25 protein-coding genes are annotated in these 23482 nt (G+C 62.7%); 14 read left to right on the top strand and 11 right to left on the bottom strand.

All coding sequences use genetic code 11. The features are described 5' to 3' along the window. Nucleotides 1–6: 6 nt before the first annotated feature. The gene (locus tag K1X15_RS20090; protein ID WP_220305300.1) at nucleotides 7–735 is read right to left on the bottom strand and encodes a Tim44/TimA family putative adaptor protein; all 729 of its coding nucleotides are present in this window, start codon (nucleotides 733–735) and stop codon (nucleotides 7–9) included. 165 nt (nucleotides 736–900) lie between these two features. Here K1X15_RS20090 and K1X15_RS20085 point away from each other — a divergent pair, with 165 nt between their 5' ends. Together K1X15_RS20085 and secB are read left to right on the top strand one after the other, a co-directional pair. Next, nucleotides 901–1362 (top strand): FxsA family protein, encoded by a 462-nt coding sequence (locus K1X15_RS20085; RefSeq protein WP_220305299.1) that lies wholly within the window; start codon nucleotides 901–903, stop codon nucleotides 1360–1362. A gap of 86 nt (nucleotides 1363–1448) precedes the next feature. After that, nucleotides 1449–1967 (top strand): protein-export chaperone SecB, encoded by a 519-nt coding sequence (secB, locus tag K1X15_RS20080; protein WP_220305298.1) that lies wholly within the window; start codon nucleotides 1449–1451, stop codon nucleotides 1965–1967. Between the two features lie 63 nt (nucleotides 1968–2030). Here secB and dnaQ read toward each other — a convergent pair whose 3' ends face one another. Genes dnaQ through K1X15_RS20060 form a run of 4 tightly spaced genes read right to left on the bottom strand, consistent with a single transcriptional unit; the run spans nucleotide 2031 to nucleotide 4788 of the window. Continuing rightward, complete coding sequence (dnaQ, locus tag K1X15_RS20075; RefSeq protein WP_220307639.1) at nucleotides 2031–2735, bottom strand: DNA polymerase III subunit epsilon; 705 nt, start codon at nucleotides 2733–2735, stop codon at nucleotides 2031–2033. 2 nt (nucleotides 2736–2737) lie between these two features. After that, entirely contained in the window at nucleotides 2738–3331 is a 594-nt protein-coding gene (gene coaE, locus K1X15_RS20070) for a dephospho-CoA kinase (protein ID WP_220305297.1), read from the bottom strand. A 2-nt stretch (nucleotides 3332–3333) separates the two neighbouring features. Next, complete coding sequence (locus K1X15_RS20065; protein WP_220305296.1) at nucleotides 3334–4164, bottom strand: shikimate dehydrogenase; 831 nt, start codon at nucleotides 4162–4164, stop codon at nucleotides 3334–3336. 3 nt (nucleotides 4165–4167) lie between these two features. Beyond that, a complete protein-coding gene (locus K1X15_RS20060) occupies nucleotides 4168–4788 on the bottom strand; it encodes a Maf family protein (RefSeq protein WP_240549583.1) in 621 nt (206 codons plus the stop codon). A gap of 422 nt (nucleotides 4789–5210) precedes the next feature. Between K1X15_RS20060 and hemE the strand changes: the two genes are divergently transcribed. The 8 genes from hemE to K1X15_RS20020 all read left to right on the top strand — a co-directional run bounded on the left by hemE (nucleotide 5211) and on the right by K1X15_RS20020 (nucleotide 13834). Further along, nucleotides 5211–6245, top strand: a complete 1035-nt coding sequence (gene hemE / locus K1X15_RS20055) for a uroporphyrinogen decarboxylase (protein ID WP_220305295.1) — start codon at nucleotides 5211–5213, stop codon at nucleotides 6243–6245. An 11-nt stretch (nucleotides 6246–6256) separates the two neighbouring features. Then, nucleotides 6257–6682 carry a protoporphyrinogen oxidase HemJ gene (hemJ, locus tag K1X15_RS20050; RefSeq protein WP_220305294.1) on the top strand — a complete coding sequence of 142 codons (426 nt, stop codon included), beginning with the start codon at nucleotides 6257–6259 and terminating at the stop codon, nucleotides 6680–6682. 211 nt (nucleotides 6683–6893) lie between these two features. Continuing rightward, the gene (gene rho / locus K1X15_RS20045; protein WP_198877763.1) at nucleotides 6894–8159 is read left to right on the top strand and encodes a transcription termination factor Rho; all 1266 of its coding nucleotides are present in this window, start codon (nucleotides 6894–6896) and stop codon (nucleotides 8157–8159) included. A 22-nt stretch (nucleotides 8160–8181) separates the two neighbouring features. After that, entirely contained in the window at nucleotides 8182–9474 is a 1293-nt protein-coding gene (gene mnmE / locus K1X15_RS20040) for a tRNA uridine-5-carboxymethylaminomethyl(34) synthesis GTPase MnmE (RefSeq protein WP_220305293.1), read from the top strand. 146 nt (nucleotides 9475–9620) lie between these two features. Continuing rightward, entirely contained in the window at nucleotides 9621–11483 is a 1863-nt protein-coding gene (gene mnmG, locus K1X15_RS20035; protein ID WP_220305292.1) for a tRNA uridine-5-carboxymethylaminomethyl(34) synthesis enzyme MnmG, read from the top strand. Then, the gene (gene rsmG / locus K1X15_RS20030) at nucleotides 11483–12130 is read left to right on the top strand and encodes a 16S rRNA (guanine(527)-N(7))-methyltransferase RsmG (RefSeq protein ID WP_220305291.1); all 648 of its coding nucleotides are present in this window, start codon (nucleotides 11483–11485) and stop codon (nucleotides 12128–12130) included. The genes mnmG and rsmG overlap by 1 nt, the downstream gene beginning before the upstream one ends. Nucleotides 12131–12148: 18 nt before the next feature. Then, nucleotides 12149–12949 (top strand): ParA family protein, encoded by an 801-nt coding sequence (locus K1X15_RS20025; RefSeq protein WP_220305290.1) that lies wholly within the window; start codon nucleotides 12149–12151, stop codon nucleotides 12947–12949. Nucleotides 12950–12958: 9 nt separating this feature from the next. Then, nucleotides 12959–13834 carry a ParB/RepB/Spo0J family partition protein gene (locus K1X15_RS20020; RefSeq protein WP_220305289.1) on the top strand — a complete coding sequence of 292 codons (876 nt, stop codon included), beginning with the start codon at nucleotides 12959–12961 and terminating at the stop codon, nucleotides 13832–13834. Between the two features lie 60 nt (nucleotides 13835–13894). Here the strand turns inward: K1X15_RS20020 and holA are convergent, their stop codons facing one another. Together holA and leuS are read right to left on the bottom strand one after the other, a co-directional pair. Beyond that, nucleotides 13895–14917, bottom strand: coding sequence for a DNA polymerase III subunit delta (holA, locus tag K1X15_RS20015; protein ID WP_220305288.1), 1023 nt, complete (start codon nucleotides 14915–14917; stop codon nucleotides 13895–13897). Nucleotides 14918–14920: 3 nt separating this feature from the next. Continuing rightward, a complete protein-coding gene (gene leuS / locus K1X15_RS20010) occupies nucleotides 14921–17530 on the bottom strand; it encodes a leucine--tRNA ligase (protein ID WP_220305287.1) in 2610 nt (869 codons plus the stop codon). A 136-nt stretch (nucleotides 17531–17666) separates the two neighbouring features. Between leuS and K1X15_RS20005 the strand changes: the two genes are divergently transcribed. The 4 genes from K1X15_RS20005 (at nucleotide 17667) to K1X15_RS19990 (ending at nucleotide 20313) form a co-directional block, all read left to right on the top strand. Next, nucleotides 17667–18365: a YggS family pyridoxal phosphate-dependent enzyme gene (locus tag K1X15_RS20005; protein ID WP_220305286.1), complete on the top strand. Its 699-nt coding sequence runs from the start codon at nucleotides 17667–17669 to the stop codon at nucleotides 18363–18365. Nucleotides 18366–18579: 214 nt separating this feature from the next. After that, nucleotides 18580–19263, top strand: a complete 684-nt coding sequence (locus tag K1X15_RS20000; RefSeq protein ID WP_220305285.1) for a response regulator transcription factor — start codon at nucleotides 18580–18582, stop codon at nucleotides 19261–19263. A gap of 110 nt (nucleotides 19264–19373) precedes the next feature. After that, complete coding sequence (locus K1X15_RS19995; RefSeq protein WP_220305284.1) at nucleotides 19374–19826, top strand: Crp/Fnr family transcriptional regulator; 453 nt, start codon at nucleotides 19374–19376, stop codon at nucleotides 19824–19826. A gap of 28 nt (nucleotides 19827–19854) precedes the next feature. Next, a complete protein-coding gene (locus K1X15_RS19990) occupies nucleotides 19855–20313 on the top strand; it encodes a GNAT family N-acetyltransferase (protein ID WP_220305283.1) in 459 nt (152 codons plus the stop codon). On the opposite strand, the gene K1X15_RS19985 is transcribed toward K1X15_RS19990, so the two are convergent. From K1X15_RS19985 to rimM, 4 genes are all read right to left on the bottom strand, one after another. Continuing rightward, the gene (locus K1X15_RS19985; RefSeq protein WP_220305282.1) at nucleotides 20310–21122 is read right to left on the bottom strand and encodes an exodeoxyribonuclease III; all 813 of its coding nucleotides are present in this window, start codon (nucleotides 21120–21122) and stop codon (nucleotides 20310–20312) included. The two genes, K1X15_RS19990 and K1X15_RS19985, sit on opposite strands and share 4 nt — an antisense overlap. Before the next feature lie 323 nt (nucleotides 21123–21445). Next, the gene (gene rplS / locus K1X15_RS19980) at nucleotides 21446–21994 is read right to left on the bottom strand and encodes a 50S ribosomal protein L19 (RefSeq protein ID WP_220305281.1); all 549 of its coding nucleotides are present in this window, start codon (nucleotides 21992–21994) and stop codon (nucleotides 21446–21448) included. 245 nt (nucleotides 21995–22239) lie between these two features. Continuing rightward, the gene (trmD, locus tag K1X15_RS19975) at nucleotides 22240–22917 is read right to left on the bottom strand and encodes a tRNA (guanosine(37)-N1)-methyltransferase TrmD (protein WP_420828354.1); all 678 of its coding nucleotides are present in this window, start codon (nucleotides 22915–22917) and stop codon (nucleotides 22240–22242) included. Next, nucleotides 22917–23453, bottom strand: a complete 537-nt coding sequence (gene rimM, locus K1X15_RS19970) for a ribosome maturation factor RimM (protein WP_220305280.1) — start codon at nucleotides 23451–23453, stop codon at nucleotides 22917–22919. Before rimM ends, trmD begins: the two co-directional genes overlap by 1 nt. Nucleotides 23454–23482: the final 29 nt, after the last annotated feature.

The following is a 23482-nucleotide window of genomic DNA, read 5'->3' as shown; positions in this document are numbered from 1 at the left end:
CGAAAATCAGTCGAGCTGGCTGGTGGCCACGACTTTCCAGTTGGGATCGCGCGATTTGGGATTGCGGGCGAAAGTCCATTCGTCGGCGATGGTCTGTACCTGGTCGGCATTGCCCTCGACCAGATTGCCGTCCTTGTCGCGCGTGGCCGAAACTACCTCGGCATGGAAATCGACGGTCACGGTCACGTCCTTCTTGTCGAATTCGGCATCGACAATGGCGACCTTGGGCAGGCCGACAAAGGTGAAGGCGACCGTCTTGCCCTCGCTTTCGCGCTCGGCGATGGCGCGCTGGAAGCTTTCGAAGATTGGCTTGTCGAGCAGGTTCCTGAGCGTCTGGCGATCACCTTCGGCAAAAGCGGTCACGATCATTTCATAGGCCTGCTTGGCGCCTTCGAGGAAGCTCTTGGGCGAGAAGGTCGGATCGGCCTCGGCCACGGCCTTGAGGCCGGCGGCGAGTTCGGCATTGCCTTCGGCCGCCTGTTCGATCTCGGCTTCGAGCTTGCGCGCCCGCCGCTCGTCGTCGAGATCGGGCTGGGTGGGACGCGGGCGCATCTGCACCACCGTCTCGTCATTGGCCGGTGCATTGGCGTTCTTTTCGGTCGGCGTGGAGCGGCTGCGGTCCACCGGCGGGCGTTCATTGCCGGTACGGGTGCCCAGCACCGAGCGCAGCCGGAACAGTACGAAGACGGCAACGGCAATGGCAATCAGCGTCGGCAGATCGAGAAAGTCGTCCATGAAAAGGGCACCTTGCGCGGGAGGCGTCGACAAAAATGTTGGGTGGCGCTCGTTCTGCGCCATCTGTGGCCTATATATAGGCAAAGCTTTAGCTCGAAACCAGTTCACGATGGGGCGAGTGGCGTTTTTGCCGCGCGCCCTGCTGCCAAAGACAAGGAAGAGACCTTGGCCCGCCTGATAGCTTTCAGTTTTCTGCTGCTGCCGCTGATCGAGATCGCATTGTTCATCGTTGTCGGCCGCGCCATTGGTCTATTGCCAACCCTGGCGCTGGTGATCCTGGCCGCCATCATGGGCGCCGTGCTGCTGCGCCAGCAGGGCCTGGGCGTCATCACCCGCATGCGCAACAGCGTCAATGCCGGCACGGTGCCGGGCCGCGCCATGTTCGACGCCATGCTGATCGGTGTTGCCGCGGTGCTGCTGGTGCTGCCCGGCTTCCTCAGTGACATCGTGGCGCTGGCGCTGCTGATCCCGGCGGTGCGGGGCGTGATCTTTGCCAATCTCGCCGGCCGCTTCACGGTGGTGGAAACCACCACCAGCTACCGCCGCCATCCCAACCCGCACGACCCCTGGGAGAGCCAGCCCAAAGCCATCGATCTCAAGGACGAGGATTGGCGCGAGGACCGCTAGGGCGCCCTTCGGCTTGTTCGGCTTGGCCAAAAGTGCTAGCCACACCGCCACAATTGCCTGAATTTTGCATCTAGAAGGACCAGATAATGGCCGATGATACCCAGGGCGCGGCAGCGCCGCAGCCCGGCAATGCGCCCAGCATGAACCTTGTGGGTCAGTATATCCGTGACCTCTCCTTCGAGAATCCCGGTGCGCCGGGCACGCTGCTTGGCGGCGGTGCCAATCCGGCCTTCAACGTCTCGATCTCGGTCGGCGTGAAAAAGCAGAATGACGAGATCTATGCGGTCGAGCTGACGCTCAATGCCAAGGCCAATCGCGACGAGACCGTGCTGTTCAATGTCGAATTGGTCTATGGCGGCATCTTCCGTTTGAAGAACGTGCCGGAAAACCAGCTATCGCCGCTGCTCATGATCGAATGCCCGCGGCTGATCTTCCCCTTTGCCCGGCAGGTGCTGGCCAGCGTCACCCAGCAGGGTGGCTTCCCGCCGCTGATGATGGAGCCGGTCGATTTCTCGGCCATCTATCGGCAGAACCTGGCCAAGCTGGCCGCCCAGCAGGGTGGCGCAGCGGCGCCGGAAGCCGGCGAAGCCCCCAAGCCGAACTGATCGGTTCGGCCATCCAGAATCAGGAGCCCCGATTTGCGCCGGGGCTTTTTGTTGGCTGCGGGATTATTGGGCCGCGTCTGCGGCGTATTGAGCCCAGATGGCACTTTCGCCCATTTTGGCCACGAAGGCGGCATGGGCCTCGGCTTCGGCGGCGCTGATCCGGCCCGGCAAGGGCACCGGCCGCTGGGCCACCGCGATGCGCGCGGCCATCTGGCCAGTCGAACTGGTCTCGACCTCGGCCACCAGCGCCAGGCTCACCTGCTTGCCACCGATCAGCTCGAGATAGACTTCGGCCAGGATCTCGCTGTCGAGCAGCGCGCCATGCAGGGTGCGGCGGGAATTATCGATGCCATAGTGCTTGCACAGGGCATCGAGGCTGACACGAGCGCCCGGATGCTTCTGCCGGGCCACCATCACCGTGTCGATCACCTCATTGGTCAGGCGTGGCAGGCCAGCCCATTCCAGTTCGGCATTGAGAAAGCCCATGTCGAAGGGGGCGTTGTGGATGACCAGCGTCGCGTCGCCGATAAAGGCCCGGAAATCCTCGGCCACCGCCTTGAACACCGGCTTGTCGGCCAGGAATTCATCGCTCAGACCATGCACCCGGAAGGCTTCTTCGGGCATGGACCGTTCGGGATTGATATAGACGTGGTGGGTCTTGCCGGTGGGGATATGGTTGATCAGCTCGACGCAGCCGATTTCGACCAGCCGGTCCCCGCCTTGCGGCGAAAGTCCCGTGGTTTCGGTGTCGAGTACGATTTCCCTGATCATCAATCCTGCCGTTTCGTACGGATATGGGCCACAAGGGCCGCGATTTCGGCGTCGATCTCCGCCGGGGATCGCCTGGTATCGAAGAGCCAGGTGGCCCGGTCTTTCTTTTCGGCCTGCGGCATCTGCCGGGCAAGCAGGCTCTCCATCTTTTCCACGGTCATACCCGGCCGCGCCATTATGCGCTGGCGCTGCACCGCCTCATCGACATAGGTCACGGCAATGGCATCAAAACCATAGTCGTAGCCGCTTTCGAACAGGAGCGGCACTTCCACTGCCGCCAGGGCATTCCCGGCCTGTTCGGCACCGTCGAGAAACTGCGCGATGCGCTCGCGCACCAGCGGGTGCACCACCGCTTCGAGACGCTTGAAGCCTGAGGGGTCGGCCGCGAGCCGCTGCGCCAGTGCCTGCCGGTCAATCACGCCATCCCGCGCTATTCCAGGAAACAGCGCCTCCACTTGTGGGACCGCAGCGCCGGCATAGAGTTCTGCAACGGCCGCGTCGGCCGAGAAGACCGGCACTCCCAGCTTCCTGAAGCCTTCGAGCAGGGTCGACTTGCCCGTTGCGATGGAGCCGGTGATGCCGATCCTGAGCATGATCAATGATCCAGCGTTGCTTCGACCCGGGCCCGCAATTGCGGCGTCACTTCGGGCCGGACGCCGAACCAGGCCTCAAAACCCGGCACCGCCTGATGCAACAGCATGCCCAGACCATCGACCGTGCGCAGGCCGTGCGCGCGCGCTTCGGCCAGAAGGGGGGTTTCGAGCGGGGTATAGACGATGTCGGTGACCAGCGCCGTCTTGGGCGGGAGGCTCATGTCGAGCCAGTCGAACCTGGTCCCGTGCATGCCGATGGCGCTGGTATTGACGACCAGGCCAATGCGCGGCGCCAGGGTGGCAAAGTCCTCAAATCCATGGGCCGAAAAGGGGCCGTCGATCTCCTCGACCAGGGTTTGTGCATTCTTGAGCGTGCGGTTGAGGACATGCACCTTGCCGCCATTGCGGCGGCGCAGGGCCACCAGCACGGCGCGGGCGGCGCCGCCGGCGCCAATGATCATCGCGTCATTGGGCCCATCGGACCATCCGGGCGCATTGGCGTCGAGATTGCCAAGAAAACCGAGATAGTCGGTATTGGTGCCATGCACCTTGCCGTCGCGCACCACCAGCGTGTTGACCGCCCCGATCGTACGCGCCAGGTCATCGACGCTGTCGCAAAGGGCAAAGACCGCTTCCTTGTGAGGAACGGTGACATTGCCGCCTGCGAACTCGCCCGAGCGCAGGCGTTCGAAAAAAGCCGGCAGGTCGGCCGGTGCCACATCGATAGCCTCGTAGGAGCCATCAATATCGTGTTCGGCCAGCCAGGTGCCGTGGATCAGCGGCGAGCGCGAATGGGCAATGGGATGCCCGATGACAAAGGCCTTGGTGGTCAACGCTTAATCCTGGGGCTCGAGAAGCTCGGGAGCGATATCGCGCAAAGCGGCGAGCAGGGGAAGCAGGGGCAGGCCGAGAATGGTGAAATAGTCGCCGGTTACCGTCTCAAAGAGCCGAATTGAGGGGCCCTCAAGTCGGTAACTGCCGACAGAACCCAGGATATCGTTACCCTCGAGCTCGAGCACCTGGTCGCGCTCCGCCGCGGAAAATTCCCGCATGGTCAGTTCGGCCGTCTGCATGTCGGACCACAGCAGGACCCCATCGCGCACCAGGGTCACGGCCGCGTGCAGGCGATGTGTCTTGCCGCGCAAATGATCGAGCTGCGCGATGGCCTCGGCGCGGGACCCCGGCTTGTGCAAAAGTTCTGGCCCCAGGGACAAGGTCTGATCAGCGCCGATCACGACATCGGCAGGGTGATGGGCCGAGACGGCGGCCGCCTTGTGCCGCGCCAGGAGCAGAGCCACGTCCCGAGCGTCGCCGCCGGCGGCAAGCGCCTCGCTTTCCAGTGCCCGCTCGTAGACATTGGCGACATGGGTGGCGAAACGCAGCCCAGCCTTGGCCAGCAAGGCTTTACGCGTGGCAGAGGCGGAGGCAAGGATGAGCATGGAGAGAAGTTTTTCCACACAGTCATCCCCAGCTCAAGGCCGATCTGTGACTTTGTCAGGCAAGTTTGGGGCGCCCGCCAAGTTGTGCGACTTGGCTAATAATTTGTTAACAGCTCGTTTCAGCCGGCGCTCGAAAACCGGCGTGGAAAGGTCTGGGGAAAGCGGCGGTGCCGGCAAATTGGATTTCCGCAGGGTCATCCACAGCAGGAATCGAATCATTGACTCGGCAAGCGCCGGGTTAACCTTTCGTTAATCAATTGGGCGGGGACCGCGAACTGTGATCCCCACAGGCTGGATTCACATCTCGTTAACCATGGTCTGCGCGCAAGTGTCACCGGGCGGTGCGATTGTGGAGCACGATGAATTGCAGCTAAACACCGCCATAAAGATAAAGAAGCGAAGCAAGAAAGACTCTTTTGGGGTCTGGAAGGGATGAACGGATGGCTCCGGTGACGCATAAGCCACTTCTGCACACTGTCCTTGGACAGCGGCAGGAACGCCCTCCGATCTGGATCATGCGGCAGGCGGGTCGCTACCTGCCCGAATATCGCCAGACCCGCACGCAGGCGCGTGACTTTCTCGAGCTGTGCTACACGCCTGAGCTGGCTGTCGAGGTGACCCTGCAGCCCCTGCGGCGCTTCGATCTCGATGCGGCAATCCTGTTTTCCGACATTCTGGTCATTCCCGATGCGCTGGGACAATCCGTCCGCTTTGCGACCGGGGAGGGGCCGTTGCTCGAGCCGCTTGATGCCAAGGGGATTGAGGGCCTCGATCGTGACCGTGCCATGAGCCATCTGGCGCCGGTGCTAGAAACCGTCAGGCGCCTTCGGGCGGCCCTGCCACCGGAAAAGACCCTGATCGGGTTCTGTGGAGCCCCCTGGACGGTGGCGACCTATATGCTGGGTGGTCGCGGCTCTCCGGATCAATGGACGGCCCGCAAGTTCGCCCTGGAGCATCCCGGGGCTTTCGAAAAGCTGATCGATGTGCTGGTGGACACCTCGATCGATTATCTCGCGGCGCAATTCGAGGCGGGTGCCGATGTGGTCCAGCTCTTTGAAAGCTGGGCGCTCAATCTGGACGATGCGGCTTTTGCCCGCCAGGTCATGGAGCCCAATCGCCGTATCGTGGAGGGGTTGCGCCGGCGCGTGCCCAACGCGCCGGTGATCGGCTTTCCGCGGGGGGCGGCGGGTAATCTCCGCCGCTTTGCCGAGGCCACCGGTGTTAACGCGCTGGGTATCGATTTTGCCACGCCGGTCGATTTCGTGCGGCAGCACCTGCCGGCCCATCTCCCGGTCCAGGGCAATCTCGATCCGCTGCGCCTTGTGGTTGGCGGCGAGGCCATGGACAATCAGGTGCGCGCGATTCTGGCCGGCTTTGCCGATCGGCCGCATATCTTCAATCTGGGCCACGGCATCGTGCCCGAAACGCCGATCGCCCATGTCGAGCGGCTGATCGCGCTGGTCAAAGGGGCTTGAGGGATTATCTCATGATCGAATGGTTCAAGGCATTGCATGTCATCTCGGTGATCGCCTGGATGGCGGGCATGCTCTATCTGCCGCGGCTTTTCGTCTATCATTCGGTGGCCGAAACCGGCTCGGTGCAGTCCGAGACCTTCAAGGTCATGGAGCGCCGACTGTTGCGCGCCATCACCACCCCGGCGATGATCGCCACCTGGATTTTCGGCCTCGCCATGGTGGGGCAGGGCATTATCGACTGGGGTTCGGTCTGGCCCTGGGTCAAGGCCGCCCTGGTGCTGGCGCTCTCGGGCTATCATGGCCTCCTGGTGCGTCACACCAGGGCCTTCGCCGAGGATCGCAATGACCGGCCGCAGAAATATTTCCGCATGATCAACGAGGTACCGACCGTTCTGATGATCGGCATCGTCATCATGGTGATCGTCAAGCCGTTCTAAATGGCGTGGTCGCATCCGCGTTGATCGAGACGAAGTTTCACGTGAATCGGGGTGCGATCTTGTTTCAACCTTGAAACACCGGCCGGATCACGCTACATGGGGGCAAGGCATCCCCTGATTGCGCGACCGCCCGGTTGCTGCGCGGTGCCGAACTTCCCCAATCCTTCGACTGCCCAGTCTCTTCGATATCCCTCAAGGGTCGTTTCGCTACATGCAGAATATCAAGCTCAGTGAGCTCAAGGCCAAGTCCCCGGCTGAACTCTTGGCCTTTGCCGAGGAACTCGAGGTCGAAAACGCATCGACCATGCGCAAGCAGGAGTTGATGTTCGCCATCCTCAAGGAACTGGCAGCCCAGGACATCAACATTGTTGGCGAAGGCGTGGTCGAGGTGCTCCCGGACGGGTTCGGCTTCCTGCGCTCGCCCGATGCGAACTATCTCCCCGGTCCTGACGACATCTATGTCAGCCCCAGCCAGATCCGCCGCTTCGGCCTCCGCACGGGCGACACGGTCGAGGGCGAGATCCGCTCTCCCAAGGAAGGCGAGCGCTACTTCGCCCTCCTCAAGGTCTCGACAATCAATTTTGAAGACCCCGAGGCGGTCCGCCACAAGGTCAATTTCGACAACCTCACCCCGCTCTATCCCGAAGAGCGCCTGCGCATGGAACTGCCCGATCCCACCATCAAGGATCGTTCGGCGCGCCTGCTCGATCTGGTTGCGCCGCTCGGCAAGGGCCAGCGCGCGTTGATTGTTGCGCCGCCGCGTACCGGTAAAACCGTATTGTTGCAGAATATCGCACAATCGATCGCCACCAATCACCCCGAATGCTATCTCATCGTTCTCCTGATCGACGAGCGTCCCGAAGAAGTGACCGACATGCAGCGCTCGGTGCGCGGCGAAGTCATTTCATCGACCTTTGACGAGCCGGCCTCGCGCCACGTCCAGGTCGCCGAAATGGTGATCGAAAAGGCCAAGCGCCTGGTCGAGCACAAGCGCGACGTCGTCATCCTCCTCGATTCCATCACCCGTCTCGGCCGCGCCTACAACACCGTCGTTCCGAGCTCGGGCAAGGTGCTGACCGGCGGTGTGGATGCCAATGCCCTGCAGCGCCCCAAACGCTTCTTCGGCGCGGCGCGCAATATCGAGGATGGCGGCTCTTTGACCATCATCTCCACCGCGCTGATCGATACCGGCAGCCGCATGGACGAAGTGATCTTCGAAGAATTCAAGGGCACCGGTAACTCGGAAATCGTGCTCGACCGCAAGGTTGCCGACAAGCGCGTCTTCCCGGCGATCGACATCAACAAGTCCGGCACCCGCAAGGAAGAGCTGCTGGTCGAGCCCGATATCCTCAGGAAGATGTATGTATTGCGCCGCATCCTCAACCCGATGGGCACGATCGACGCGATGGAATTCCTCACCGATAAGGTGCGGCAGACCAAGACCAATTCGGATTTCTTCGATTCGATGAATACCTGACCGGGGCGCTCGGGAGCCGAACATGCAGGCGGGCGACACCATCATGGCGCTCTCCTCCGGCTCCCTGCCGGCAGGTGTTGCCGTAATCCGCCTGTCCGGGCCATTGGTCCGGGGGGCCCTCGATGCCCTTGCCGGCGGCGTCCCCAGGCCACGTGTCATGAGCCTGCGTCATATCGGTCAAGGCCAGCGGCTCGATCAGGGCCTCGTCGCCTTCTTCCCGGCGCCCAACAGCTTCACCGGCGAAGATTGCGCCGAATTGCAGGTGCATGGATCGCCGGCAGGTGTGAAGGCCATCCTCAGCGAACTGCGGAGCCTCGGACTGCGCCTGGCCGAAGCGGGTGAGTTCAGCCGGCGCGCCTTTGAAAATGGCAAGCTCGACCTCGTCGAAATCGAGGGTCTGGGCGATCTCCTCAATGCCGATACCGAGAAACAGCGCCAGCAGGCGCTGGCGCGCTATGACGGGCGGCTGACTGACCAAATCGACCATTGGCGCGATACGCTGCTCGACCTGCGCGCCGAAATCGAGGCGCGGCTCGACTTTTCCGACGAAGGCGATGTGGCCGAAGACCTGCCGGAGAGCTGGCAGCGACAGCTGTCGGATCTCGAAGTGGCCATCGCCGCGGCGCTGGCCTCGGTGGAGTCGGGGCGCATCGTCCGCGAAGGTATTCGGGTCGCGCTGGCCGGCGCGCCGAATGCCGGCAAATCGAGCCTTATCAATGCCCTGGCCCGGTCGGACATCGCCATTGTCTCGGACGAGGCCGGCACCACCCGGGACGTGCGCGAAGTGCCGCTCGATATTGGCGGGCAATTGTTCATCCTGCTCGACCTGGCAGGTCTGCGGGAAACCGAAAGCCGTGCGGAAGCCGAGGGCATTCGCCGGGCCGAGCGAGCCATCAACGAAGCCGATATCGTGCTCTGGCTCCGTGCGCCGGACGCTGAGGATGTAGCGCAACCCGAAACGCGGGGGCGGCTTCTGACCATCGGCACCAAGGCCGATATTGGCCCGGTCAAGGGCCAGGACCTCTCCGTATCGACCGAGACCGGGCAGGGGCTTGAAACCCTCATCGAACGCCTGGGTCGTCTCGGTGACGGCATGGCGGGTGGCGAGCCGGCGCTGGTGAGCCATACGCGGGACCGTGATGCGCTGGTTGCCGCACTTGAGGCGCTAGCCGAGACCAGAGCCGCGCTTGGAGATTGGGAGCTGGCTGCCGAGTCGCTGCGCCGCGCCTCGGCCGCCCTTGAACGGTTGATTGGTCGCATCGATGCCGAAGGCGTATTGGATCGGCTCTTCTCCAGCTTCTGCATCGGAAAATGATCCACAGCCGTGATTCACGTGAAGCGCGAACCCGCCTGTCCGCTGCAAATTGATTCACGTGAAACATTGACCGACAACCCCCACGCAGGTCCGCAATTGATTCACGTGAAACATTGGCCTATGTCAGGCGCCTCGGAGAAATTGCCATGACTGACTATGCCGTCATCATTGTCGGCGGGGGCCATGCCGGGTCGGAAGCCGCTTCGGCCTCGGCTCGCCTGGGCGTCCCAACGGCGCTGATCACCCATCGCTTCGCGACCATTGGCGAAATGAGCTGCAATCCTGCCATTGGTGGATTGGGCAAGGGCCACCTCGTGCGCGAGATCGACGCCTTGGACGGGTTGATGGGCCGCGTCGCCGATCAGGCCGGCATTCAGTTTCGCGTGCTCAATCGGCGCAAGGGTCCAGCGGTTCGCGGACCGCGCGCCCAGGCCGACCGCAAGCTCTATCGCGAGGCCATGCAGGCGGCCATCAGCGCCCAGCCAAATCTCGACGTGATTGAAGGCGAGGTCGACGACCTGGAAGTCACCAATGGCGTCATCTCCGGCGTGCGCCTGCTCGATGGCCGCCGCTATGGGACCAAGGCTGTGGTTCTTACCACCGGCACCTTTCTGCGTGGTCTCATCCATCGCGGCGAAGAAACCGTTCCTGCCGGCCGTGTCGGCGAGAAGCCGGTGCTCGGCCTCTCCACCCGTCTGGAGGCACTTGGCCTACAACTGGGTCGGCTCAAGACCGGGACGCCGGCGCGGCTCGAGGGCAAGTCGATTGACTATGCGGTGCTTGAAGAGCAGCCGGGCGATAATCCGCCGGAGGCGTTCTCGGCCCTGACCACGGCGATCACGACGCCGCAGATTTCCTGCCATATCACCCGCACGACGGCCGAAACCCATCGCATCATCGCCGACAATCTGCATCGCTCGGCGATGTATTCAGGGCGCATCCAGTCGCGCGGCCCGCGCTATTGTCCGTCCATCGAAGACAAGATCGTCCGCTTTGCCGATCGCGACAGCCACCAGATCTTCCTTGAACCCGAGGGTCTGGACGATAGCACCGTCTATCCCAATGGCCTTTCCACCTCGCTGCCGGCGGATGTGCAGGAGGCCTTCCTTCGTTCCATGCCGGGTCTCGAACAGGTGCAGATCATCCGGCCGGGCTATGCCATCGAATATGATTATGTCGATCCGCGCGAATTGCGGCCGACACTGGAAGTCAAGAAGCAGCCGGGTCTTTACCTGGCCGGCCAGATCAATGGCACGACCGGCTATGAGGAGGCGGGCGCCCAAGGGCTTTTGGCTGGGGCCAATGCTGCCCTGGCGGCCAAGGGCCGCGATCCGATGATCCTTTCCCGCACCGAAAGCTATCTCGGCGTCATGGTGGACGACCTGGTTACGCGGGGCGTGAGCGAGCCCTATCGCATGTTCACCTCGCGGGCCGAGTTCCGCCTGCATTTGCGGGCCGACAATGCGGACCAACGCCTGACCGGTCTGGGGCTTGAAAAGGGCCTGGTGGGTGAGGCGCGGGAAGCGGCCTATCGGCAGAAGTCAGCGGCCCTGAAGTCCGGGCGTGCCCTGCTCGACACCCTGTCGGCATCCCCCAATGAGGCCCGCAAGGCCGGGCTGATGGTCAATGAGGATGGCAAGCGACGCACGGCTTTTGACCTCCTGTCCTATCCCGATATCGAAATTGACGACCTGACTCGGCTCTGGCCGCAGCTGGGGGACATTCCGATGTCGATCATGGAACAGGTTTCCATCGATGCCCAATATGCGGTCTATCTCGATCGGCAGAAGGCCGATATCGAGAGTGTCCGGCGCGACGAACAGCGCGTCATTCCTGATGCACTGGACTATACGTCTATTCCCGGGCTCTCCATGGAGCTGCGGCAGAAACTCGAACAACACCGGCCGCAGACCATCGCCCAGGCCCAGGCCATGGACGGCATGACGCCGGCGGCCATCACGCTGCTCCTCGCCGTCATCCGTCGTGGCGATTTGCGCAGGGCTGGTTGATGGCTGATCTCTCCGTCATTCAACCCTATGCCAGCCGTTGCGCTCGTCCCATCGAGGCGGTGGCAGCCGATCTAGAATCCTATGCCAAGCTCTTGGCAAAATGGCAGAGCGTACAGAATCTTGTTTCACGTGAAACACTCGGACAGGTCTGGACACGTCATTTTGCAGACAGCCTGCAGGTCCTTGCCCTGACGCGACCAACCGATCGCCTGTTCCTGGATTTCGGCAGTGGCGGCGGCTTTCCGGCTTTGCCTATGGCCATTGGCTCGAAGGGGAGCGACCGGCATTTCGTGCTGATCGAGCCGACGGCCCGCAAGGTCAGTTTTCTACGCACCGTCGCCCGCGAACTCGGACTCAATGTTACGGTGATTGGTCGCCGCAGCGATGAGACTGATTCACGTGAAACAGGCGTCCCGGATGTCATCACCTCGCGTGCCCTAGCCGCCTTGCCGCAATTATGTGCCTGGATGGCCCCGTTTTTCGGGCCCAATACCCGTGCTTTACTGCACAAAGGGCGGGAACATGTTGAAGAGCTGACGGAATCGGGTGCGCAGTGGCATCATGACGTGTTAATAACCAGAAGTGACACCGATCCGGGCGGCGTGATTGTCGAAATCACGAATTTGCGCGGAAAATCAGTGAGTTAGCGGCACACGGAGGCCAATTTGGCACCCCGGATATTGACTTTGGCCAATCAGAAGGGCGGCGTGGGCAAGACCACGACGGCCATTAACCTGGCGACGGCGCTTGCCGCGATCGGCGAGCGCGTGCTGATTGTCGACCTTGACCCGCAGGGCAATGCCTCGACGGGGCTCGGCATTTCGCGCACGGATCGCGCCCTGTCCGCCTATGACGTGCTGGTGGGCGAAGCCAGTGTTCCGCAGGCAGCGATCATGACCAGCGTGCCGAATGTGGCTATTGTGCCATCGACCATGGATCTGTTGGGCGTCGAGCTCACCATTGCCGGGCAGGCCGATCGCGCGTTCAAATTGCGCAATGCTTTCAAGCAGATGGACGAGCTGCGCATCAACGACCAGTCAGTCAGCTATATCCTGATCGACTGCCCGCCTTCGCTCAACCTGCTCACCGTCAATTCCCTCGTCGCGGCGGACGCGGTGCTGGTGCCGCTGCAATGCGAGTTCTTTGCACTGGAAGGCCTCAGCCAGCTGCTGCAGACCATTGAGCAGATCCGCTCGACGCTCAATCCACGCCTCTCGATCCAGGGCGTGGTGATGACCATGTTCGACAAGCGCAACAATCTTTCCGAGCAGGTGCTGCACGACGTGCGCAGCGAGATGGGCGATCTCGTCTATGAGACCGTTATCCCGCGCAATGTCCGCCTCAGCGAAGCGCCATCTTACGGAAAGCCGGCACTGCTCTATGATCTCAAATGTGCGGGAAGCCAGGCCTATCTGCGCCTTGCCACCGAAGTCATTCGCCGCGAGCGGCGATTGAATGCTGCCTAGGAGCCGATAATGACCGACAAACCCACTCGACTTGGCCGGGGCCTGGCGGCGTTGATCGGCGACATGGCCGCCATGGAAGGCGCCCGCGTGACCGAAACGGGGTCCGGCAGCAAGAAGCTGCCGGTCGATTTCATCATCGCCAACCGCGCCAATCCGCGCCGCAGCTTCGATGCCGAGCAGCTCGAGGAGCTGACTAACTCGATCCGCGAAAAAGGCGTGATGTCGCCGCTCCTGGTGCGACCGACAGACGATCCGAATATTTTCGAGCTGATCGCCGGCGAGCGCCGCTGGCGCGCGGCCCAGAAGGCCGGCCTGCACGATGTGCCGGTCATCATCCGCGAGGTGGATGACAAGGAGGCGCTGGAACTCGCCATCATCGAGAATGTGCAGCGTGCCGATCTCAATCCGCTCGAAGAGGCCATGGGCTATGGCCAGCTGATCGAGCAGTTCGATTATACCCAGCAGGACCTGGCCCAGGTGATCGGCAAGTCGCGCTCGCATGTGGCCAATACGCTGCGCCTGTTGCGCCTGCCCGAGGATGTGCGCGGCATGGTGGCCAGCGGCACGCTGACGGCCGGCCATGCGCGGACGCTCATCACGGTCGAGGATCCGGCGGGTCTGGCCCGGCAGATCGTTGACAAGGGGCTGTCGGTCCGCGAGGCCGAAGCCCTCAGCCAGCAGCGCGACCTGCCCAAGCGCAAGCCGACGACGGAAAGCACCCCGCGCGACGCCGATACACTGGCCCTGGAACGGCGTTTGGCCGATGCCCTTGGCCTCAGCGTGGCGCTCAATCACTCCGAGCGCGGGGGCCGCATCGAAATCCGTTACAAGACGCTCGAGCAGCTCGACGACATATGCCTTCGTCTGACCGGCCGGACCAACTAAGCGCTTGATAGAAAAGCTGTTCCACGTGAAACCGCCCCTTCGGGGGCGGTTTTTCATTGTCTAATGCGTCGCGGCCATCATGCAGAGCGCCAGCGTGGTGCGGCGCAATATGGCATCCGCCAATGCAGGACGACGCCGCGTGTCGGAAACCGCGTTCAGGAGTCGTTCATTCGCGGTGGCCAGGCTGGCATCCGTCCACAACCGCAATTGCTGCTCCAGATTACCGATGCGCGAAAAATGCGGCTTGGGGCGCTGGCCCTCCAGCACCGCGCGGGGCGGCTTGCCCGCGTCCACCTCGACCCGCCAGCGCCGGAGATTGGCGAAATGGGTGTTCAGCATGGCCAGCAATTGCTGCGGGTTGACGTTGGCCGCCAGCGCCCGGTTGAGCGCCAGCTCGAGCCTTTCGGCATGCCCGCCGCCGGTAGAATCGAGAATGGAATCAATGGCTAAGGCGCCATTGTCGGCGCAGAGCAGCAGCACGTCCTCGCGGGTCAACACGTTGCTGGCGGCGGCATAGAGGGTGAGTTTTTCGAGTTCCCGGCGCGTAACTTCGCGGTCATTGCCGAGAATTTCGCGCAGCGTCGGTACCACATCGCTGTCGGTACGGATGCCGGCCTGGTTGAAAGTCTCGCGCATCAGCGCCATCAGGGTTTCGTCGGTATCGGGGTAGCAGGGCAGGGCCCGGCCGAATTTCGCCTGTTCCACCAATGCTCTAAGGGCATCGCGGGGCGTGAGATTATCGGCCTCAAGGACGATGGCGGTGCCCCCGGGATCGTCGCGCAGCTCGGTCAGCGGCATGACCAGCGCCTTGGTGGCATTGCGCACGCGAATGATGCGCTTGCCGCCGAACAGCGAGACCGAACGGGCTTCGAGGACCAGCAGGGACGGATCGGCCTGCAATTCCGGCCCGTCGAAAATGGTCACATTGGCCGAAGCCGGATCGTCACCGCTCAGATGCCGAATGAGCCTCTGCGCCGTCTCGCGCACCAGCCCGCCATCGGGCCCATAGGCGAGGAAAATGCCCTCGCCGAGATCCGGGCGCGCCAGGAAGCGCGCCACTTCATGGGCCTTGAGCGCGGTCACCGCCTAGACAACCAGGTTGACGATGCGGTCCTGCACCACAACCACCTTCTTGGGCGCCTTGCCATCGAGCGCCTTTTGTACGGCTTCAAGCGCCAGGACCAGGGTCTCGACCGCCGATGCGGCCATGCCCTTGGACACGGTGATCTCGGCGCGGCGCTTGCCATTGATCTGCACCGGCAAGGTGACCTCGTCGTCAATCAGCAGCGCCGGATCGACCTCCGGCCACAATGCATCCGCCACAAGTCCTTGTTTCCCAAGCACTTCCCAACAAGTCTCGGCCAGATGCGGCATCATCGGGTTGATCAGCTGTACCAGCTTTTCGACACCTTCGCGAAGCGCCGATGCCAGCGCGGGGTTCGGCCGGCTCTCCTTGGCTTTCACCAGGGCATTGGTCAGCTCGTAGATGCGGGCGACGGCACGGTTGAAGCCCAGGCCTTCAATATCCTGGGCCACGCCTGCGACCGCGCGATGGATGATCTTGCGCAGGGCAGTTGCATCACCACATTCTGCCGCAACAGTCTCTGCAGATTGTTCGGTCATTGCGACCGTGTCATTGACCAGTCGCCAGACGCGCTGCTGGAAGCGGCTCGCGCCCTCGACCCCCGATTCGGTCCACTGCACGTCGCGTTCCGGCGGCGAGTCGGAGAGCATGAACCAGCGCGCGGTGTCGGCGCCATAGCTGCCGACAATCTCATCGGGGTCGATGACGTTCTTCTTGGATTTGCTCATCTTTTCGACTGAGCCAATGGCGATCGGCGAGCCGGTGACGGCGTGGCGGGCGCTGCGCTGGTCGCCATTGGCCTCCAGCACCACTTCGGTCGGATTGATCCATTCGCCCTTGTCGTTGCGATAGGTCTCGTGGGTCACCATGCCCTGCGTGAACAGGCCCTTGAAGGGTTCGTCCAGGGCCACATGACCGGTGGCCTTCATGGCGCGGGTGAAGAAGCGCGAATAGAGCAGGTGCAGGATCGCGTGCTCGACGCCGCCGATATATTGGTCGACCGGCAGCCAGCGATTGGCCACCTCGGGAATGGTCGGCGTATCGGCCTGCGGGGCCGTGAAACGCGCGAAATACCAGGAACTGTCCACGAAGGTATCCATCGTGTCGGTTTCGCGCCGCGCCGGCGCGCCGCATTGCGGGCAATGGACATGCTTCCAGGTGGGATGGTGGTCGAGCGCATTGCCCGGCTTGTCGAAGCTGACATCCTCGGGCAGCACCACCGGCAGGTCCTTCTTGGGCACGGGAATGGTGCCGCAGACCTCGCAATGGATCACCGGAATGGGGCAGCCCCAATAGCGCTGGCGCGAAATGCCCCAGTCGCGCAGGCGGTAGTTGACCTCGACCGTGCCCTGCGGCCGGCCGTCGACCATGCGCGCGCCAAAATGCTCGGCGATCGCCTTCTTGGCGTCGTCGATAGAGAGACCATCGAGGAAGTCGGAATTGAAGATGTTGCCAGCGTCAACATAGGCCTCATTGCCAACGGCAAAACTGGCCGGATCGGCGTCTGGCGGCAACACGACAGGGGTGACCGGCAGATCATATTTGCGGGCGAAGTCCAGGTCTCGCTGATCATGCGCCGGGCACCCGAAAACAGCACCGGTGCCATAATCCATCAGCACGAAATTGGCGACATAGACGGGCAGCGTCTCGCCGGCGAGCACCGGATGCTTGACGCGAAGGCCAGTGAACACGCCCTTTTTCTCGGCCTTCTCCAGCGTTTCGGTGGCCGTGCCCTGGCGATGGAACTCGGCAACGAATTCGCTGAGGCCGGCATTACCGGCGGCCAGTGCGGCCGTCAGCGGATGGTCGGGCGACAGTGCGATGAAGGAGGCGCCGAAAATCGTGTCGGGCCGGGTGGTGAAGACCTCGATGCTGGTCGCATCGGTCTTTTCGCTCGGCTCCAGTTCGAACAGCAGTCTGAGGCCCTCGGACTTGCCGATCCAGTTGCGCTGCATGATGCGCACCTTTTCGGGCCACTCGGTCAGCCCGTCCAGGGCCTCGAGCAGCTCCTCGGCAAAATCGGAAATCTTGAAGAACCACTGCGTCAGTTCGCGCTGTTCGACGACGGCGCCCGAGCGCCAGCCCTTGCCGTCGATCACCTGCTCATTGGCCAGCACGGTCATGTCGACCGGGTCCCAATTGACCTTGGAACTCTTGCGGGTGACCAGGCCCGCTTCGAGCATGTCGATGAACATGGCCTGCTGGTGCTTGTAGTAGTCAGGCGAGCAGGTGGCGATTTCGCGCGTCCAGTCGATGGACAGGCCCATCGATTTCAGCTGCGCCTTCATCGCCTCGATATTCTGGTAGGTCCAGGAGCCGGGGTGGGTCTTGCGCTCGATGGCGGCATTTTCCGCCGGCAGGCCGAAGGCGTCCCAGCCCATGGGGTGCAGCACATTCTTGCCGCGGGCGCGATGGTAGCGGGCCACCACGTCGCCCATGGCATAGTTGCGCACATGGCCCATATGGATGCGGCCGGAGGGATAGGGGAACATCTCGAGGACGTAATAGGGATCGCGCGGATCGTCATTGGCGGTGACGAAGCTCTGGCGCTCGTCCCACACCTTCTGCCATTTCGGTTCGCTTTCGCGCGGATTGTAGCGTTCGCCGCTCACTGGATGCTCGTCCTTGCAAGATTTGACGCGGCTGGCCTGCCGCAAAGGGCGGCGCAGCTTGCGTTTTCGAGGGTTTTTGGCTAGCTGGACCATCACCAGAAATCCCCTGTCAGGTCAACAGAAACGGGGCCGAGAGATGGCCGAGAGCCCTTCGGGCGCGCAAACTGCGCTCGACTATATTCGCAGCCGCATGGAAAAGGCCCGTCGCCGCTTCGGTGCGCCGCCGGACACGGTCGAGCTTGTTGCCGTTTCCAAGACCTTCCCGGCCGATGCAGTCGAACCGTTTCTCCGGGCCGGGCAGCGCGTCTTTGGCGAAAACCGCGTGCAGGAAGCCAAGGATAAGTGGCCGGTCCTGCGCACCCGCTATCCTGATCTCAAACTGCACCTGATCGGCCCATTGCAGACCAACAAGGCGCGCGAGGCAGTGGCGCTGTTCGATGTCATCGAGACGGTGGATCGCGACAAGCTGGCAGGCGTTCTGGCTGCCGAAATGGCGCGCGCGGACCGGCGCCTGCCCTGCTTCGTGCAAGTCAATATCGGCGGGGAGGCGCAGAAGGCCGGCATTCCGGTCGCCGAGGCGGTGGATTTCGTGCGTCGCTGTCGTCAGACGCATGGCCTCGAGATCGTGGGCCTCATGTGCATCCCGCCCGAGGGCCAGCCGCCGGGCACCTATTTTGCCCTGCTGGCCGAGCTCGGCCGCGCCGCGGGGGTGACGCAGCTTTCCATGGGCATGAGCGGCGATTTCGAAACCGCCATCGCCATGGGTGCCACCCATGTGCGGGTGGGGTCGGCGCTGTTCGGGCGACGGGACACGTCTGTCCCCGCTGCCGGCTGAAGGCGCAGTGACTGCTGGCGCCAGCGCGGCCTCGGTTCTGCTCCCTGGGGGGCTTCGCAACGATCCGGCAGGCGCAGTCGACTGCTCCCAATGCAACTTTTGTCATTGTGGCGCGTTGCTTGCGGTTGAATAACGCCGTTGTGATTGGCTGGCCAAAAACGGGTCGCAATAGTGTGACCTTGGTCGGTCCAGACGGAAAAGACCGGAGAATACAATGAACAAACGACGCATTCTGGTCGTGGACGACGACGCGGACCTGCGCCAGACCCTGGTCGAGCAGCTGCAGGGCGAGCCCGATTTTGACATTCTCCAGGCCGGCAATGCCAATGATGCCCTCAAGGCAGTTCGCGAAAACAATGTTGAACTGACCATTCTCGATGTCGGCCTGCCCGACATGGATGGGCGCGAGGCGGTCAAGCTGATGCGTCAGGAGGGCTACAAAAGCCCGGTGCTGATGCTGACCGGCCACGATACCGACGCCGACGAGATCAAGGGCCTCGAGGCCGGGGCCAATGACTATCTGACCAAGCCGTTCCGCTATCCGGTGCTGCTGGCCCGTATCAATGCAGCGTTGCGCCAGCGCGACCAGAGCGAGGACGCCACCTTCACCATCGGGCAATACAGCTTCCAGCCCGCGGCCAAGGTGCTCGAGACCAATGACGGGATCAAGGTGCGGCTGACCGACAAGGAAACCTCGATCCTCAAATATCTCTATCGGCAGGGTCCCAAGACCATCACGCGCGACGTGCTGCTCAAGGAGGTCTGGGGCTATAATAACCGGGTCACCACGCATACGCTCGAGACGCATATCTATCGCCTGCGCCAGAAGATCGAGCGCGATCCTTCCAATGCGCGCTTGTTGGTCACCGAGGATGGCGGCTATCGGCTTGTCCCCTGATAAAGGGACAAGGGCGTTCATTTCCGCTCCGAACTGACTTATAGCTTGCTGAACGGGCCGCCCACGCCGGATGGGCGGCTATTGGCGCATCGGGTCTGGGGCTCATGAGAATGGACGATGCGGCCGGGGTCTTGGCCCGAGCCGACTTCTTCGACATCTGTGATGACGAGCAATTGCGCATGCTCGGCTTTGCCGGCGACCGCAAGCACTTCGAGGCCGATGCCGTCATCTACAAGGCCGGCGACGTACCCCCGGGCGCTTTTGTGCTCATCGAGGGAACGGTCAAGGCGAAGCATGAAGGGGCCGAAGCGGGCAAGCCCTATGCCCTCAGCGAGCCCGGCAGCGTCATCTCGCCCACGGCGCTCATTCTCGAAAAGCCCCGCCCGGTCACCTTCACGGCCGTTACCGATTGTGAATTGCTGTTCGTGCCGCGCCACGCATTTCTCAAGCTGGCCCGGCAATATCCTGACCTGGCCCAGCGGGCTGCCGAACGCATCGAGCAGGATCTGGGGCGCTACATGCATGCGCTGGAGCCGCTCAAGGGCAAGATGAAGGGCGCCTGAGCCTCAAGGCTTCACGGAGACCAAGCCGTTGATCATTCGCCCCGCGCAACCGGCTGACGTCGAAGCCATTTTCGATGTCCGTACCGCAGTGACCGAAAACATCCTCGACCGGTCTCAGCTCGCTGAGATGGGGATCACCCCTGCCACCATCACCAAGATGATCCGACAGTCTGCCTGTGCTTGGGTGGCTATCGAGGATGATCGGGTCGTCGGGTTTTCGATGGCCGATCTCGAAGGTGGTTCGCTATTCGCAGCGTTCGTGCTGCCTTCCCGCGAGGGGCAAGGAATCGGCAAGACACTGGTCGCGGTTGCGGAAAACGCGCTGTTCGAGCGGCATGCCGTGATCTGGCTGGAAACCGGAAAGACGACTCGCGCGGCTGGTTTCTACCGGCACCTTGGCTGGGCCAACCCTGTCGAGATCACCGAGTGGGACATCAGGCTGGAAAAATCGAAACCCGCCGCTGAGGCTCCCTCCGCTCGTCCCTAAGGCTTCACGAAGCGGGCAATCACCGGCACGTGGTCGGATGGCTTGTCGGTCCAGCCGCGGGCCGGCCGGATGATTTCGGCACCGACAGAGCGTTCGGCGACATCGGCGGTGGACCAGATATGGTCGAGGCGGCGTCCCTTGTCGGCCAGGTCCCAGTTGGCGCTGCGATAGCTCCACCAGGAATAGAGTTTCTGGTCATGAGGCACGTGCTTGCGCACCAGGTCCACCCAGCCATGTCCGCCTGAAAGCAAGGCATCGAGGGCCTCGGTCTCGACCGGGGTGTGACTGACGACCTTGAGGAGCTGCTTGTGGCTCCAGACGTCGTTCTCGTGCGGGGCGATGTTGAAGTCGCCGGCGATCAGGTGGCCGCGCTGGAAGACCGGTTCGCTGAACCAGGTCTTGAGCTCGTCGAGGAACCCCAGCTTGTGCTTGAACTTGGGATTGAGCTCGGGATCGGGCTCGTCGCCACCGGCAGGGATGTAGAAATTGTGCAGGGTAAAGGGCCCGTGGCCGAGATCGATCAGCGCCGAGACGTGGCGCGATTCGGGGATTTCGCAGAACACGCGGCTCGAGATATCGGTCAGCGGGAATTTCGAAACAATGGCGACGCCGTGATAGCCCTTCTGCCCGTGCACCGCCATGTGCGGATAGCCGGCCTCGATGAAGGCATTGCGCGGAAACTGGTCATTGGTGCACTTGATCTCCTGCAGCATCAGCACGTCCGGCTGATACTGGGCCAGGAAGTCCAGCACCATGGGCAGGCGCAGGCGCACCGAATTGATGTTCCAGGTGACGACGGAATGGGTCATGGGGGCGTCCGGATGAGGCGTGGTGCGGCGGGCAGGGCTTCTTATCGCCAACTGGGCTTGCTGGGTAAAGCCGGAAATGGCCGTCTGAGGTTCAGTTGCTGACAGCGGGTGGCAGCATGGCTGGATGGCCGAACTCCGCCGCTCCGTCCTCGGACTTGATCCAAGGACCAATCCGAACAGCTCGGATGATGGTGACCGGCCCTCGGGTCTGGCCCGAGGGCGGTACCTTGGTGGAACTCGATCCCAGTGTTCCACGTGAATCCAAGCAAACAAAAAGCCCGGCGCAATGGCCGGGCTTTTCAATTCGGTGAGCGCTAAGGCTCTTATTCGCTCTTGGCTTCGCCTTCAGCGGCAGCGGCCTGTTCGGCGGCAGCAGCGGCGGCCGCGGCTTCAGCGTCCTTGGCGGCCTGTTCAGCGGCAAAGGCCTCGGCGGCAGCGATCTTTTCGGCTTCGCGAGCTTCGCGGGCGGCCTGGGCGGCAGTGCGCTCGGCGTCCTGGATCTTCTTGGTGCGCGAATTGGTCGATTCGAAAATACGGGCCGACTTACCGCGACGATCACGCAGGTAGTAGAGCTTGGCGCGACGCACCTTACCGCGCTTGATCACTTCGATCGAAGCGATATTGGGCGAGTAGATGGGGAACACGCGTTCCACGCCTTCGCCATAGGAAATCTTGCGGACGGTGAAGCTTTCCATGATGCCGCCGCCGGAGCGGGCGATCACCACGCCTTCATAGGCCTGCAGGCGTTCCTTGTCGCCTTCGCGGATCTTGACCCAGACCTTGACGGTGTCGCCATGGGTGAATTCGGGAAGGTCGCGGTTGGCAGCGAGCGCGGCGGCCTGTTCGGCCTCGAGCTGTTCGATGATGTTCATTTTTCGATCCGTTCTGATCTTTTCACAGGGACGACTCTTGGTGGGCCTTTGGCCCCGTCATCCGGTCTTGGTTGGTAACGGAAGGGCAGTCTTCTTGGTCTTGATGCGGCCGGTCCGATACGCCGGGCACGCGAATGGGCGGCTCATAGGGGAATTTTGCCCCAGAGTCCAGTGGTTTTGGCCCGTGTCGGACCTCTGAGACCCTCCAGTCCGCGGACGGCCTGGGAAAGGATATGGCCTCCGACCTATTTCAGCAGGTCCGGCCGCCTTGTCCTCGTCAGGTCGAGCGATTGCTCGTGCCGCCATTTGGCGATCCTGCCATGGTCGCCCGAGGTCAGGACGGGTGGAATGTCGCGACCTTCGAAACTCTGTGGCCGGGTGTATTGCGGATATTCGAGCAGGCCGTTCTCGAAGCTTTCCTCGTCGCGGCTGTCGAGGGCCCCCAATACGCCGGGAATGAGCCTTACAACGGCCTCCAGCAGCACCATGGCGGCAACTTCCCCGCCGGCCAGCACATAATCGCCGATGGAAATCTCCTCGAGCTGGCGGGCTTCGATGACGCGCTGGTCCACGCCCTCGAAACGCCCGCAGACGATGACGGCGCCGGGGCCCGTCGCCAGGTCATGGGCCCGTTGCTGGGTGAGTGGGGCGCCGCGCGGCGACATCAGGATGCGCGGGCGCGGGTCGTGGGGCGGGGATATGGCGTCGATGGCGCTGGCCAGGATGTCGGGCTTGAGCACCATGCCGGCGCCGCCGCCTGAGGGCGTATCGTCCACGGTGCGGTGGCGGTCGGTGGCAAAGTCGCGCAATTGCGTGGCGCGGAGCTGCCATAGCCCGTCCTTGAGACCGCGCCCGAGCACCGAGGCGCCAAGCGGTCCCGGGAACAGCTCGGGAAAGAGCGTGATGATATCTGCCGAGAACATCAGTCGGGGATTTCCTCGCCGGGATCGGCATCGAGCGGCGGGGAAATGACCAGATATCCTTCGGCAATGCGGATTGTGGGCACGACCGCCTTGGTGAAGGGGTAGAGATAGGTGTCGCCCGAGCGCGGATCACGCACTTCGAGAATATCGCCCGCACCATGATCGTAGATGGCGCTGACAGCGCCGATGGAGACACCGCTTTCCAGCCGCGCGTCGAGCCCGATCAGGTCGGCGTGGTAGAAATCATCCTCGTCCTCGATCTCGGGCAGGCGGGCACGATCGACATAAAGCCCGACGCCATTGAGCAGTTCAGCCGCGTTGCGGTCGCGCACCCCCTTGAGGCGGGCAATAAGCACGTTCTTCTGCAGCCGCGCCGATTCGATGGTGATGATAAGGCCCGGCCGGTCGGTCTCGAGCGGGCCATATTCGGCGATCGCTTCGGGGTCCTGGGTGTGCGAGGTGATGCGCACTTCGCCCTTGATGCCGTGTGCGGCGCCGATCGTGCCCATCAGGATGCGGGAATGTGTGTCTGCCATCGCTTGCCCATTGTTTTTCTGGTCCATAG

It is taken from the genome of Devosia salina, from assembly GCF_019504385.1.
GTDB lineage: Bacteria > Pseudomonadota > Alphaproteobacteria > Rhizobiales > Devosiaceae > Devosia > Devosia salina.
Note: the sequence above shows the minus strand (reverse complement) of the source record. Positions and strands in the feature narration are given on the sequence as shown.